Source organism: Bradyrhizobium sp. SSBR45G (assembly GCF_030159255.1).
In the GTDB taxonomy this organism is placed as follows: domain Bacteria; phylum Pseudomonadota; class Alphaproteobacteria; order Rhizobiales; family Xanthobacteraceae; genus Bradyrhizobium.
Genome location: NZ_BSCT01000004.1, coordinates 221972 through 235737, shown reverse-complemented (window position 1 = coordinate 235737; position 13766 = coordinate 221972). Strand labels below are relative to the sequence as shown.

Here is a 13766-nt window from a genome sequence, read left to right as displayed (position 1 = left end):
CGCAGAGCTAGACAAGCTCTAGAACGCCGCCTTGCCGATCGAGGCGCCGCCGTCGACGTGGAGGGTCTGGCCGGTGATGAAGGCAGCCCCCTCCGACAACAGGAAGGCGATGGCGGCGGCGACCTCCTCCGGCCGGCCGAACCGTTTCATCGGGACACCCGCGAGGTAACGACGCTCGCCATCGCTGCCGGGCGGATTGTTGGCGCGGAACAGTTCGGTCTCGGTCGGTCCCGGCGAGACCGCGTTGACGGTGATGCCGGTGGTTGCAAGCTCGAGCGCCCAGCTGCGGCTGAAGCTGACCAGCGCTGCCTTGGCCGCAGCATAGGCGGTGCGCTCGATCGAACCGAGCACCGTCAGGCTGGAGATGTTGACGATGCGTCCCCAGCCTCGCTCCATCATGCCTGGAAGCACGGCCTGCACGGCCTGCAGCGCCGGATGCAGATTGACCCGCATCACCTCGTCGAGCGCGGACAGCTCGACCGCGCCGAGCCGCTGGGGGCGGACCAGGCCGACATTGTTCACCACGCCGTCGACGCGGAAACGGACAACGAGTTCGCGAAGCACCTCGCCGGTCGCGCGGGCATCCGCGAGGTCGGCCGAGACGAGCGTGCCGGGGAAGTCCGCTGCCGCGCTGCGCGCGAGGCCGACGACCTCGTGCCCGTCCTGCGTCAGACGATCGGCGAGCGCCCGGCCGATGCCCTTGCTCGCGCCGGTGATGAGGAAAGTACGCGTCATGAGGACCTCGCGAGAACCATTGTCGATCGGGAGACGTGCGGGTTCGGCTAGACGGCGACGGCAGACGCGCGGCGGAGTGCCGGCAGCATGTCCTCGGGCTCTGGCCGGCGGGTGTAGTCCGGATTCACCTCTGCATAGAGGATCCTGCCGTTCTGCCCGATGATGTAGCGGGCGGGCATCGGCAGCGTCCAGCCCGGATCGCCGTTGAACGCCGGCAGGTCGTTCTTCAGGCTCTTGTAGAGATCGACGAGATAGTCTGGCAACGCGAAGCGCAGGCCGAAGGCGGCGGCGACATCATTGCGGACGTCAGACAGGATCGGGAAACGCAGTTCGTTCTGGCGCACCGATTTGCGGCTGTTGGCCGCCGTCTGTGGCGAGATCGCAACGAGGCTGGCGCCGAGTTCTTCGAACGCGGGCAGAGCCGCCTGCAGCGCCTGCAGCTCCATGTTGCAATAGGGGCACCAGACGCCGCGATAGAAGCTCACCACCAGCGGTCCTTTGGCGAGCAGATCCGCCGAGGACACCGGCTGGCCCTCGGGATCGTTGAGCGTGAAGGCGGGCGCCGTATCGCCCGCCTTCAGCGCGCGCGCCGCGGCGCCGCTGGCGATCAGCTCCGCGGTGGCGCGGTGCATCGTCTCGATCACGGACGGCGGCACATTGTAGGGCGGCTTGCCTGCTTCGAAATCGGCCTTGAAGGCATCGAGCCTGGACTGAAGGGTCATGGATGTTTCTCCTGAGGTTCAACTGGCGGAAGGGTGAGGGTTTGAAGAACGGGGCAGCAGCGGCGCCGTGCGACTATCGTTCATTCCACGCGGGAATAGCCCGGCGAGCGCCATCGCTCAGGCGGCAGGAACGAGCGCGCTGACGCGCGCAATGGCCCGCTGAACGGCCGGCCGGCCTTCGATATCGGCGTACCAGCGCCGGACGTTGGGCGTGTCCTCGAGACTGACACCGGCAAATTCGCGCCGCCACAGCCAGCCGAAATGGGCAATGTCGGCAATCGTCAGCGCCTCTCCGGCGACGAAGCGGTGCCGGGCGAGGACGCCATCGAGGATCGAGACCGTGCGGCTGGCCTCGCTCGAGAAGCGCTCGATCGCGATCGGCTGCGGCTCGGCCGCGAAGCGCCGGAAGAAGCCGGACTGGCCGAACGCGGGACTTAAGCCTGAGGCGTGGAAAAAGAGCTGCTCGAACACGCGCGCCCTGCCCTCGCCCGAGCCCGGCAACAGGCGTCCGGTCTTCTCGGCGAGGTAGACCAGGATGGCGGCAGACTCGGTCAGCACCAGATCGCCATCGACCAGCACCGGCACCTTGGCGTTCGGGTTGAGCGCGAGAAAATCGGGCGCCTTCTGCTCGCCCTTGCGGACGTTCACGCCGTGCAGCGCATAGTCGAGCCCGAGCTCCTCCAGCGCGACCGGCACCTTGACGCTGTTGGGCGTGGCAAAAGCATAGACGTCGAGCATGAGCCGTCCTCTCCTGGAATGCAGCCGCCTGGGCAGGACCGTGACACCAGCCCGATGTGCGCCTGCAGCGGCTACCGGTGATCGGATTGATCAGTCAGCACAGCGGATTGATGCGCCTTGACCGCTCGACAGGGCAGCGGGCCATGAGCGATAACGCTCATTCCAGGGAGGAATGACGTTGGACCGATATCAGGCGATGGCGACATTCGTGCGGGTCGTGGAAACGGGCTCCTTCTCGGCCGCGGCGCGGCACCTCCATGTCGGCCAGCCCGCCGTGTCGAAGACCATCGCACAGCTCGAGGACAGGCTTCAGGTCAGCCTGCTGATCCGTTCGACGCACGGACTGACGCCGACCGAGGCCGGGCAGCGCTTCTACGAGCGGGCCAAGGCCGCGATCCAAGAGGCCGATGAGGCCGAGCTCACGGCGCGTGGAGCGGGCGCCGGACTCTCGGGCTGCCTGCGCGTCTCCGCTGCAACGACCTTCGCGCGCTTGCACATCGTGCCGCTGCTGCCGCGCTTTCTCGACCGGCATCCCGAGCTCGACATCGACGTGATCCTCGACGACCGGGTGATCGACCTCGTGGCCGAAGGCATCGACGTCTCGCTGCGCATGGGCGCGCTGGCCGACTCGTCCGCAGTCGCCCGCAAGCTTGCGACCGGCCGACGCTCGGTCCTGGCCACCCCCTTCTATCTCGCGCGCGCGGGCGAGCCGCGGAGTCCCGCCGATCTCGCGGAGCATGAGGCGGTGATCTACAGTCAGCTTCCGAACGTCTGGTCGTTCACGCGCGACGGCGCCGAGGTGTCGGTTCCGGTGCATGGGCGCATCAAGGTGAGCGCAGCAGAGGGGCTGCGGGCTGCGGTGCTCGCGGACATGGGCCTGACCATCGCATCGGACTGGATGTTCAGCCCGGAGCTCGCCAGCGGCGCCGTGCGCCGCGTGTTGAATGATTGGAGCCTGCCGCCGCTCGATCTCTGGGCGGTGTTCCCGGCAGGCCGCCTCGCGAGCGCCAAGGCGCGCGAATTCGCACGTTTCGTCGAAGCCGCGTTGGCCGAAGGCGCTCCCGGCGCTGCGTAAAGCTCTCCCTGAGACGCGAGCCTCGCTCCCGGACGACTTGGCTGTTTGCTCTCGCGCCGTCGATCATGGAAGCGGCCGTGAGCCAATGGTCGTCAAACTCATCGGATGCGTTGGCTTCCATCGGAGGCGGGCGACAGCATGGCCAGAGCCTTTTCGAACGCCGCCTCACGAACCTCGGCGGCGAGCACCGCGTCGGGGATCGTCCGGGCGAGCACCATGCCGCCCACGCTGAGCGCCGCCAATGCCAGTGCAGTGGTGCGGCGGTCATCGCGCGGCTCGGGGATGGATCTTTCATACAGCCCTATCATCGCCTTCAGCAGCTCCTGGTACGCCGTCTGAACTTGCGGCTCTGCCCTCGCGATGTCCGACGGCAGCGCGATCATCGGGCATTGGCCTTCGAGCTCGCCGAGATGCGCCGGCGACAAATAGCTTCGGAGCATACTCGCTGCATCCTCCAGACCAGGGTCGATCGGATCGACCCCAGCCTCGGCGCGCCAACGCGCGCCCCGCCCCATCAGGAAACTGGAGACGGCTGCGGCGAACAGCTCCTGCTTGTTGCGGAAATGGCTGTAGAAGCCGCCACGCGTCAGCGACGCCGCCTCCATCACCATGTCGATAGTCACCTTGTCGTAGCCGTGCCGGTTGAACAGCAGGCGCGCGTTTTCGACGATGCGCGCGCGCGTTTCGGCCTTGTGTTCCGGTCGATAGGGCAAGGTGACGTCTCCCGTCACAACGGTAGCAGCCGGCAGAATATGTTCTTGAACATATTCTGCCGGAGAGCATCTGTGGGCGTCCATCGACAAAGCGCGAACGGGAGACCAGACCTTGGCGACGACATTTTCCGGCGGCTGCCTCTGCGGCCGCGTCCGCTACACCTGCACCGCCGAGCCGATGATGGCCGGCCACTGCCATTGCGAAGACTGCCGCCGCAGCAGCGGCACGGGGCATTCGTCACACCTGGCGGTCCCGGCGGATCATGTCAGCATGACCGGGACGACGAAGGCCTATGTCAGGCCGTCTGCCAGCGGCAATCCCGTCACGCGGGCGTTCTGCCCGGAATGCGGCGCCCCGGTGTTCTCGACGAACCCCGCTCTGCCCGGCATGCTGTTCCTGCGCGCATCGAGCCTGGACGACCTCGAGGTGTTCAAGCCACAGATGCATGTCTGGACCACGCGAGCGCCGAGCTGGGACGCCCCGTCCGGCGCGCTCCCCACGTACGACAAGATGCCGCCTGGGATGTGAGGCATCGTCTCGCGGCAGTGTTGCCGGCGGAGCGTCTGCTCCGTCCGGCCCGATGCGACACGGCTCCAGGCTTCGACCCCGGCGTGATCGCGACGATGGTGCGCTGAGGTAGACTTCCCCTGCCGACGATTGGCCGGCCTCAATCCGGCCGATGTGCCCGTACGGACGCGTACCAAGAACCGTCGCGCCTTTGCGTCGACATCCGTGCTGAATTGTTGAAGGGCGGTGGAAGCCAACGATCCGCCCATTCGGCACGTCGATCGTCGGCAGGCTCGACGGAGTTCCTCGATGAGCAGAAGACGCAAGCGCACCTCCCCGACCTCATCGCTTCGGGAGCGGCTGCTGGAATTCGCGGCGCAGGCCCATGCCGCAGCGAAGGAATTGCCGGCCGGGACCGCACGCCGCGACCTGCTGAAGAAAGCGTCCGCGGGCGCAACAGCTGAGGAGATGGATCGTTTTCTTTCACGCTCGGACGACGTTCGCGCGCAGCAACCAGTTGGTCCGTCGAGATCCGGTCCGGTGCCGCGCCAGCCTCGCCGTCAGGGCGATGATCCGTCGTTCACAGAGCATGAGCCTCTCCACCGCCAACGTCATCGCACGCAACAGGAGCATTGAGGCCGGCGAGCTGCGTTGGAGAGGGTATCGATCCGTACGGAAGATGAAGACAGTAGCAACAGATGCGCAGTGTTGGCTTGGCACTATCCTTCTCCGGCTTGTTGGCAATCACGCAGGTCACCAGCGCCACTGCGGCCCCGCTGACGTCGCTTTCGGCAGCTGCCAAACCGCTCGAACGAGCTTCCAGCATGCGAAGCGACGTGACGGAAGTCCGTTGGCGTGGCGGCTGGGGGATCGGCGCCGGTCTTCTCGCCGGCGCGCTCATCGGCTCCGCCTTTGCCGCTCCCTATTACTACGAGCCGTATCCGACTTATTATGGCTACGGCTACTCGTACGGGCCGGCCTACTACCCCCGCTACGCCTACCGACCTTACTGGGGCGGATATGGATGGGGCGGCGGCCCTCGCTTCTACACCGCCTACGGCTACGGCGCCGCTCCCTGGGGCTACACGGTCCGGCCGCATTGGCGAAACAGCTATGGCTGGCAGCCGCGGCCATGGCGGCGTCACCACCACGGCATCATTCGCGCGCACCATCGCTGGTAGGCGACGCGGTCGATACGAGCGGCGTTGCTCGCTGATCGCTGCGACCCTCGCCACCAGATCTCATCGTCCCGGCAGCGCATCCAGCAAGAGGTGCGCTGCCGGACCGACCGCCGATTCGCGAAGGACCGGTGGCCTACCGCCATGCGACTCGGCGCCTCGCATCAGGTGCCTTCGCAGCAGACGTCCGCAGCGGCTCCGCAGTTGGTACGCGCGCGTACCAACTTTCACGCGCGTGTGTGCGGCATGGCGGGAACATGGCTGCGAAACCAAACTGCCGACTCAAGCGTCTGTGAGAGTTCTTGATCCGCTGTCGATCTTGCACCAATCTGCGGGCCACCGAGATCTCGACGCTTCATGCCCATACAGCCCCTGGCCAGGACCATTCAGGATTTCATCCTGAAGCACATTCACACTGTCGCCCAGATGGAAGCCTTGTTGTTTCTTCATGCTCATCCGCAGGAACGCTGGGCTGCCGCCGACATGGCCAAGCGTCTCTATGCCACCGAACGAGAAATCGCCATCCCCCTGACCGAACTTCATCGCGATGGCTTTCTTCATGAGAGCGACGGCCTCTATCAGTTCCAGTCGTCGCCCGAGCGCGCCACCCTCGTGGCGGAGTTTGCCGAGGCGTACCGGCATCAGCTCATCCCGATCACGAACCTCATTCATGGCAAGCTTCGAAGCATCAACGCCTTCTCGGATGCCTTCAAGTGGCGCAAGGACCGCTAGCATGGCTGGCGTCATCTACACGCTCTGCGCGCTGACGAGCGCCTTGTGCACGGGCCTGCTCGCCCGCGCCTACGTCCGCTTCAAGTCGCGCCTTCTGCTCTGGAGCGCGGTGTCCTTTCTCGGGCTGACGCTGAACAACATCGCGTTGTGGATCGACAAGATCATCCTGCCCGCAGCGGATCTGTCACCCGTCCGCAACGCAATCGCGCTGGGCGCCATGCTGGTCCTGATCTATGGCCTCGTCTGGGAATCGGAGTAGATGGCACATCTCGGTCCGGTGCTCGGCGGCAGCGTCGCCGCCTGCTCTCTCGTCGTCGCTCTGTTCTTCCTCAAGTTCTGGAGGAGAACCGGCGACCGCTTCTTCCTGCTGTTCTCGGCCGCCTTTGCGGTCGACGCCGGCTCGCGGTTTGTTCTCGCAGCCGTCGCCGTGTCCGACACGACCGAGCCGATGTACTACGTCCCTCGGCTGGTCACCTTCGGCCTCATTCTGACGGCAATCGTTCAGAAGAACGCGGGCCGCAAGGCGCACGGCTCAAGCGACCCAGATTAGGAGACGTCCCATATCCCGCCGCTCCATGCTTCCGGCCGGACGAATGATCCGGTCTGCAGGTCAGCTCATGCGCCGCCCGGCAGCGAAATATCTCGCGCTGACGGCCGTTGCCGTCGCGATCGTCGTGGCCGGCCTCGTCATTCTCGCCTCTGTCCTGATCGAAAGCTGGTCGCGGCAGGACGTCGATCTGCGCTCGCGGCTGGTGTTTCGATCCGTCAGGGATCGGATCGTGGCGGCAGCGGCCTCGCCTCAACAGGCCGATATCGGCGCGCTGTTCGAGCGCATCACCGAGGACGAACGCATCCTTGCCCTCGGCTTCTGCACGCCCGGCGGCGAGCTGCGCTATGCGACCAAGGATTTTCCGCGGGGCATCACCTGTCAGGTCGTCGACCGTGACAAGCGCCGGACCTTTGACACCAGCAGCTCCGGCCGCCGCATCAATGTCGGCATCTTCCCGGTCAACGCTCCGCAGGCCGCCGGAGACCTCCTGGTCATCCACGATCTCGCCTATGTCGACGAACGCGCGGCCGAGGCGCGCGTCTATGCCGCCCTGGCCCTCGGCGGGATCGCGGCAGGGCTCGGCCTCTTCGCTTTCGCCGTCATATCCGCCCTGACCCGTTCCTGGGCGCGCTCCATTCGAAACATTCTGCAAGGCCCGTCCGTCGCCGGCGAGCCATCGACGCCGTTCAGCGGCTCTCCCATCGGCCGCGCAGTGCACGCCACCTTGACGGAGCTGCGCGCCGAGCGCCGCTTCGGCAGCGACATCAATGTCGACTGGTCGCCCAAGACGCTGCACCGCCTGCTCGACGAGCGACTGCCGGATTCGCAAGTGATCGTCGTCTCGAACCGGGAGCCCTACATCCACAACCGCTCAGACGACGGCACCGTGCTGCAGAACCCTGCAAGCGGACTGGTCGCCGCGCTCGAACCCGTGATGCGGGCGTGCGGCGGCGTCTGGATCGCCCATGGTTCGGGCTCTGCCGACCGCGACACGGTCGACCGGCACGATCGCCTGCAAGTTCCTCCGGCCGATCCGGCCTATACGTTGCGCCGGGTCTGGCTGACCGAGGAGGAACAGACGGGTTACTACTACGGTCTCGCCAATGAGGGCCTATGGCCGCTCTGCCACATCGCCTTCGTTCGCCCCACCTTCCGGGAAGCCGACTGGCTGCAATATTGCAGGGTCAACGAGCGTTTCGCCGAGACCGTCGTGCAGGAGGCCACGCGCGACGATCCGATCGTGCTGGTGCAGGACTATCATTTCGCGCTATTGCCGCGCCTGATCCGTGACCGGCTGCCGAAAGCCACGATCATCACGTTCTGGCACATTCCCTGGCCGAACGCCGAGACCTTCAGCATCTGCCCGTGGCGTAACGCCATCATCGAGGGCCTGCTGGGCAGCACCATTCTCGGCTTTCATACCCAGCTTCACTGCAACAACTTCCTCGAGGCAGCCGACCGGTTCATGGAAAGCCGCGTCGACAGGGAGCACATGTCCGTGACCTATCGCGGCCACGAGGTGCTGGTGAGGCCTTATCCGATCTCGATCGAATGGCCGCCGGCCGCCTTGGCAAACCAGGCTCCAGTGGCATCCTGCCGGGCCTCCGTGCAACGGCGCTTCGGCCTGTCGCCGGACGTGCGGATCGCGGTCGGGATCGAGCGTTTCGACTATACCAAAGGCATTCTCGACCGGCTCAAGGCCGTGGACGACCTGCTGACCCGCCACCCCGAGTGGAGCGGCCGCTTCGTCTTCATCCAGGCCGCGGCCCCGACCCGGAGCAAGCTCGGCGCCTATAGCGCCTTGCAGGAAAAAGCCGAGACGCTGGTCGGCTGGATCAACGCCAAGCATGGGACGGGGCATTTCGAGCCCATTCGGCTGGTCATCCGTCACCACGAACCCGATGAGGTGTTCGAGCTGTTCAGGGCCGCCGACATCTGCGTCGTGTCGAGCCTGCATGACGGCATGAATCTGGTCGCAAAGGAATTCGTCGCCGCGCGCGACGACGAACAGGGCGTGCTGATCCTGTCGACCTTCGCAGGCGCCTCACGCGAATTGTCCGAGGCCCTGCTCGTCAATCCCTACGATACGCACGGCATGGCGGACGCCTTGCAGCATGCGATGCAGATGTCCCCGTCCGAACAGCGCAACCGCATGCGGCTGATGCGAGAGCTGATCCGGGAACGAAACGTGTATCGGTGGGCGGCGCAGATGCTGCTCGACGCATCGCATATCCGGCAGCGCCAGCGCATCGGCTCGGCCGAGCCGGAGCGACGGTCGGCCTAGATTGATCTCATCCGGCAATTCGGCGAGCTCTGGAGGCGATGCCGCGCTCAGCGCAAGGCCGGTGCCGTCTGACGCAGCAGCCAAAGTCGCCACGTCGCCAGGGCCAGTGTTGCGACGCCGCTCAGCGCCACCGTGACGGCCGCCGATCCAGGCAGTTCGATGAAGGCCGGCGACAGGATGGCCGCCATCGACGCCAGGACGAGAATGTATTCCTCCCACGCTTCGAACGCCGTCAAGGCCGCCACACTCGTGACACCGATGACAGCCCCCAGCACGCCGGCCGTCTGAGTTGAAGTATTTGTGACAGGACCGCCGAAGCCAAGGACCCAGGGCGAAGAGAACAGGAAGATCCCGACAAACAAGGTCGCAACGTCGCACCATGCGCCGTTGACGGAAGCTGCCCTCGCAGTTCTCCTGACCGAGATCGTTCCGAAACGGCTCTGAACTGGTGCATGAACGCGCGCCGTCCGGGAGCGCCATGCGTTGCTTTCGACCGTCATTGAGCTTCCCTCCAGGTCGTTGTTTCGTCGATCCAGCACCCAGATCGGCCAGGGGCTGCAGCGAATCCGGAGCAGCGCTCGCGCCGCTCCGGATCACTATCGCTTACATGTTGCTCGGGTACTTGAACGACGGGGCAGCCTTCAGCTGCTCTGCCGTCGTGTCCATCGAGGCATGCCAGCGCCTGTCGTTCTGATCATACTTGATCTTGATCGCCGACGGACGAACGGCCACATACTGATCGCCGATGCCGAGAAAGCCGCCGACCGACAGAATGTAACCGTCGACACCGTTCTCGTTGAACGCGATGTCCTTGATGGTGCCGATGTTCTGCTTGGCCATGTTGAAGACGTCGAGGCCGATCACCCGCGATCCAAGTCCATCTTTCGCCGGAACTGACGTGAAGGCGCCGCCGGGCGCTGCATCCGAGGCGGCGGCAGCCGATGCGCCATTGCTCGCCCCGACCGTCGCGGGTTCGTCCATCGCATTCGCTCCCACGAAGACCATTATCGGATTGCCCGACCGGTCCTTCGCCTGGATGACGGTCGGGGCGGAGATCACCTTCACATTCGTGAAGCCGGACTGCTGGAGGCCAGCGACGATGTCCTGGCGGCTATTCTGATTTGCCGCCGTCGTCTGCGATGCAGACTCACCGAACGCCGCCGTGGATGCCAGGGCTGTCAGCGCCAGCGCTGCCGTTATGTTTCGCATACTATCGATCCTTGTAAGTGAGTGCATTTGTTCGGAGCCTTGGATGGTGCCATGAGGGATCACTCGTCCTCACGATCTGGCCGCTACTCATGGGCAGGGGTGGCGTTGCCCGTCATAGCCGAGATAGGTGCCAGAGCTCGGGTCGTAGGATTTGAACCGCTGTGAGCAATAAGCGTTCGTCTCGGCCGCTTGAGCGCGACTGTTGGCGATTGCTCCGCCGATCACCGCACCTGCTGCGAGACCGCCGATCGCCGGACCCCAGCCGTAACCGCGTCCATAGCGATGGTGCCCGCCGTATCCCCGATGCCCATGGCGCCAGCCACCGCCGCGCCAGCGCGCTTCGATCACGTTGGACCCATTGACGACGCTTCCCGAAGAGATCGGTGTCTTTGGGGAGATGACGGTCGCGGCGGACGCCATATCGGCGCTGGATAGGATCGCGACGAGTGCAACGGCTGCAGTTGGCACTGCATTTCTGGTCCGCATGTAGTTCTCCTTCGTTTCGATTGACGAAGGACCAATCCGCGTCACGCCTCCGAGTTCTCTTGAAGTGTACCGCTGCGTACCAGCGATGGAATGAGGACGAGAGCCACGCGGTCTCATTGCTAGCGACAATCTGTCGCGACCGCCCCGCCTATTTGGTCAAATCTCCGAGCCATCCTTGCGAAACGCCATATCGCACAATGTCGGCTCTGGTGGACAGGCCGAGCTTCTCGACCGCCCTCGACTTGTGCGTCTCGATCGTCTTCACGCTCACCTCGAGGCGCCCAGCGATTTCCTTGTTGCTGAAGCCCTGCGCGATGAAACGCAGCACTTCGGTCTCGCGCGGCGTCAGCTCGTGCTGATGCGCTTTGCCCGGATTCGACTCGTCGACCCGTGCAGCCGGCAGCACCTTCTCCGCGACAGCAGGATCGAGGTAGACGCCGCCCTCGGCAATGGCCCTGATGGCGCGTACGAGATCCTCGGCAGCGGAGCGCTTGAGCAGATATCCGCGCACGCCGGCCTGCATCATCGGTTCGACATAGGCACGATCCTCGTGGACCGTGAGCGCGAGCATCCGCACCGACGGCACCTTGTCCGCAATCCGGTGCGCCAGCTCGATGCCGCCGATGACGGGAAGCGAGATGTCCAGAACCGCAATATCCGGTGTTTCACGTGCGATGACCTCGAGCGCGGTCTCGGCGTCGGTGGCCTCGCCGACAACCTCCATGTCGCGGACACGCTCGAGGAGCGCCTTCATCCCCGCGAGCACGAGAGGATGATCATCCGCGAGCGTGATCCGGATCGGCGTCAAGAGATCAGACTCCCGCTGACTACCGGCACGGTCATGAAGAGCGTCGTTCCGTGCTGGGGCTCGGTTTCGATCGCGAGCGTCCCGCCCAGGAGCGACATTCTTTCTTCGATGAACGAAAGCCCAAGCCTCTGACTCGCGCCGTCAGGACTGGCGCGGCGACTGGGATCAAATCCCTCACCGTCGTCTTCGACGATGACGCGGAGCTCGTCTTCGCGCCGGTCCAGGACGACGCTGACATGCCGCGCCCCCGCATGCTTGGCCACATTGGTCAGGGCTTCCTGGATGGCGCGATAGATCGCGCTTTCGACCTCAGGAGGAAGCCTGTCAGTCCGTCCCAACGTCTGTACATCCGTGCTCACGCCGAGCCGTCGAGACCATTCCGAACAGAACGCCTCCACCGCCTTATACAATCCGAGATCGTCCAGCGCGGTGGGACGAAGATCTGCAGCAATCTGGTGGATGTCACGCCCGATGTCGCTCGCAAGCACCTGTAACGCGTGCAGGCCTTCGAGCTGTGCTGCCTGCCCGGGGAGTTGCGCCATCGCCTGCTCGACGTTCTTGAGGCCAAGCAGCAGGCCTGTCACGGTCTGGCCGATCTGGTCATGCAATTCCCGCGACAGGCGCTTGCGTTCATCCTCTTCCGCCTTGCCAAGTCGCCTCAGCAGACGCTGCCGGTCGAGCTCTGCACGCTTGCTGTCGTCGATGTCGACCAGAACGGCGACAACGACCTCTCCACCTGTATCCGACCGATGCGAGCAGCGGCCGTTGACGCGCAGCCAGCGCGCCTGTGGTGCCGGCGTCCTAAAGTCGACCGTGATCGCCTGATCTCCGCGACAGCGCAGCAGCGCGTTCCTGACCGCAGCGCGGTCGGCCGGCTCGATGGCCTCGACGATGCGATCGAGTGCGAGAGTCAGGTCCTCATGGCCGGCCACATCGCTCAGTTGGAGCATCTGGAGGGCTCGTCCCGACGCAATCACCTCACCCGCCGATACGTTCAGACTGAAGACGCCGAGGTCGGCGGCATCCACCATCATGCGGCGGCGCTCTTCGCTGGCCTTCAGGGCCAGCGCCGCCTGGGCCTCCTGCTCCAGCCGCCGCTGCGAGATATCGCGGGCGGTAAACCACACCAGCGCCATGCCCAAGGTCAAGCTGACGGCACCTCCACTGGCAAGCACGATGGCCGACCGGCGAACCGGCGCATCAAGCTCATCCGTCGGGATTCCGAGATGAACGGACCAGCCGCTGGTGCCTGGCAACTCCTTGAAGATCGAATCGACGCGGACGCCTTCCGGAGTCGTTCCCGTGTAGTTTCCTTCCGATCCTTCCGAAATCGCCTGCCGAACGGCAGCGCCGGCGGGCCTTCCGAGTTCGAACGCCTCGCCGATTGTCCGCGCGACGATGTTGCCCTTTGCATCGACGACGACACCGACCCATCCGGGTGGAGCGCCGGCGCCCTTCAAGATTTGGCTGACCGCATCCGGCACCAGAGCGACCGTCAGCACGAATTTCAGTTCACCGTGCCGTTCGACTGGCGCCCTGAGCGCGACCAGCCGTTTGCCGGAAATGGGGCCGATGGGCCCGATACCGCCAATGGCCGCCTTGCGGGTCGTCAAAATCCGTTCGAAGTTCTCGCGGTCCGCAGTGGCTCCGAGGTCAGCCCCGATGGGCCGCAGCAGATTGAGCACCTGATTGCCCTTGGGATCGACGAGTTCGATCGTCTCCCAAAGCGGCCTTGCCTGTTTGATGCGGAGCGCTTCGATGTAGAACGAGTCCAGATCCGGTGCATCCAGGCTCGCAGAGGTCGCGAGTGTCTCCGCGATTTCGACCTGGAGGCCCAGTTCCGATGACAGGCGGCCGACGACGCGGTTGAGCGTCTCGAGTGCAGCGAGGCGCGAATCGGTTCGGGCCTGGCGAGCATTCAGGAAGACCACCCAGCCCGCAAACAGGATCAGGGGAATTGCGGCGGCCATGACCAGGAGCACCAGGGATCGTCGGGCGGCACTCGCTTTCTGGCTGGTCAATCTATCC

Annotated in this window: 17 protein-coding genes; 8 read left to right on the top strand and 9 right to left on the bottom strand. The window is 65.0% G+C overall.

Going from position 1 to position 13766, the window contains the following annotated elements:
- Positions 1 to 18: 18 nt before the first annotated feature.
- The 3 genes from QQL87_RS07660 to QQL87_RS07650 all read right to left on the bottom strand — a co-directional run bounded on the left by QQL87_RS07660 (position 19) and on the right by QQL87_RS07650 (position 2195).
- Positions 19 to 735, bottom strand: a complete 717-nt coding sequence (locus tag QQL87_RS07660; RefSeq protein ID WP_284417783.1) for an SDR family oxidoreductase — start codon at positions 733 to 735, stop codon at positions 19 to 21.
- Between the two features lie 47 nt (positions 736 to 782).
- Positions 783 to 1457: a peroxiredoxin-like family protein gene (locus QQL87_RS07655; protein WP_284417782.1), complete on the bottom strand. Its 675-nt coding sequence runs from the start codon at positions 1455 to 1457 to the stop codon at positions 783 to 785.
- A gap of 117 nt (positions 1458 to 1574) precedes the next feature.
- Positions 1575 to 2195 (bottom strand): glutathione S-transferase family protein, encoded by a 621-nt coding sequence (locus QQL87_RS07650; RefSeq protein ID WP_284417781.1) that lies wholly within the window; start codon positions 2193 to 2195, stop codon positions 1575 to 1577.
- Positions 2196 to 2391: 196 nt separating this feature from the next.
- On the opposite strand from QQL87_RS07650, the gene QQL87_RS07645 reads away from it, so the two are divergent.
- On the top strand, positions 2392 to 3270 hold the full coding sequence (locus QQL87_RS07645) for a LysR family transcriptional regulator (protein ID WP_502871141.1): 879 nt from the start codon (positions 2392 to 2394) through the stop codon (positions 3268 to 3270).
- 98 nt (positions 3271 to 3368) lie between these two features.
- Here QQL87_RS07645 and QQL87_RS07640 read toward each other — a convergent pair whose 3' ends face one another.
- Positions 3369 to 3983 (bottom strand): TetR/AcrR family transcriptional regulator, encoded by a 615-nt coding sequence (locus tag QQL87_RS07640; protein WP_284417779.1) that lies wholly within the window; start codon positions 3981 to 3983, stop codon positions 3369 to 3371.
- Between the two features lie 112 nt (positions 3984 to 4095).
- On the opposite strand from QQL87_RS07640, the gene QQL87_RS07635 reads away from it, so the two are divergent.
- The 7 genes from QQL87_RS07635 (at position 4096) to QQL87_RS07605 (ending at position 9235) form a co-directional block, all read left to right on the top strand.
- Positions 4096 to 4512: a GFA family protein gene (locus QQL87_RS07635; RefSeq protein WP_284417778.1), complete on the top strand. Its 417-nt coding sequence runs from the start codon at positions 4096 to 4098 to the stop codon at positions 4510 to 4512.
- A gap of 288 nt (positions 4513 to 4800) precedes the next feature.
- On the top strand, positions 4801 to 5127 hold the full coding sequence (locus QQL87_RS07630) for a hypothetical protein (protein ID WP_284417777.1): 327 nt from the start codon (positions 4801 to 4803) through the stop codon (positions 5125 to 5127).
- Positions 5128 to 5315: 188 nt separating this feature from the next.
- Entirely contained in the window at positions 5316 to 5672 is a 357-nt protein-coding gene (locus QQL87_RS07625) for a hypothetical protein (protein ID WP_284417775.1), read from the top strand.
- Positions 5673 to 6026: 354 nt separating this feature from the next.
- Positions 6027 to 6401 (top strand): hypothetical protein, encoded by a 375-nt coding sequence (locus QQL87_RS07620; protein WP_284417773.1) that lies wholly within the window; start codon positions 6027 to 6029, stop codon positions 6399 to 6401.
- Position 6402: 1 nt separating this feature from the next.
- Complete coding sequence (locus QQL87_RS07615; RefSeq protein ID WP_284417772.1) at positions 6403 to 6660, top strand: DUF5985 family protein; 258 nt, start codon at positions 6403 to 6405, stop codon at positions 6658 to 6660.
- The gene (locus QQL87_RS07610) at positions 6661 to 6951 is read left to right on the top strand and encodes a DUF5985 family protein (protein WP_284417771.1); all 291 of its coding nucleotides are present in this window, start codon (positions 6661 to 6663) and stop codon (positions 6949 to 6951) included.
- A gap of 67 nt (positions 6952 to 7018) precedes the next feature.
- Complete coding sequence (locus QQL87_RS07605) at positions 7019 to 9235, top strand: alpha,alpha-trehalose-phosphate synthase (UDP-forming) (RefSeq protein ID WP_284417770.1); 2217 nt, start codon at positions 7019 to 7021, stop codon at positions 9233 to 9235.
- A gap of 47 nt (positions 9236 to 9282) precedes the next feature.
- Here the strand turns inward: QQL87_RS07605 and QQL87_RS07600 are convergent, their stop codons facing one another.
- From QQL87_RS07600 to QQL87_RS07580, 5 genes are all read right to left on the bottom strand, one after another.
- Positions 9283 to 9735 (bottom strand): SPW repeat domain-containing protein, encoded by a 453-nt coding sequence (locus QQL87_RS07600; RefSeq protein ID WP_284417769.1) that lies wholly within the window; start codon positions 9733 to 9735, stop codon positions 9283 to 9285.
- A 103-nt stretch (positions 9736 to 9838) separates the two neighbouring features.
- On the bottom strand, positions 9839 to 10507 hold the full coding sequence (locus tag QQL87_RS07595; RefSeq protein ID WP_284417768.1) for a PRC-barrel domain-containing protein: 669 nt from the start codon (positions 10505 to 10507) through the stop codon (positions 9839 to 9841).
- Between the two features lie 24 nt (positions 10508 to 10531).
- The gene (locus QQL87_RS07590) at positions 10532 to 10930 is read right to left on the bottom strand and encodes a BA14K family protein (protein WP_284417767.1); all 399 of its coding nucleotides are present in this window, start codon (positions 10928 to 10930) and stop codon (positions 10532 to 10534) included.
- Positions 10931 to 11078: 148 nt separating this feature from the next.
- Positions 11079 to 11738, bottom strand: coding sequence for a response regulator transcription factor (locus QQL87_RS07585; RefSeq protein ID WP_284417766.1), 660 nt, complete (start codon positions 11736 to 11738; stop codon positions 11079 to 11081).
- Positions 11735 to 13759 carry a sensor histidine kinase gene (locus QQL87_RS07580; protein ID WP_284417765.1) on the bottom strand — a complete coding sequence of 675 codons (2025 nt, stop codon included), beginning with the start codon at positions 13757 to 13759 and terminating at the stop codon, positions 11735 to 11737. Before QQL87_RS07580 ends, QQL87_RS07585 begins: the two co-directional genes overlap by 4 nt.
- Between the last annotated feature and the right edge of the window lie 7 nt (positions 13760 to 13766).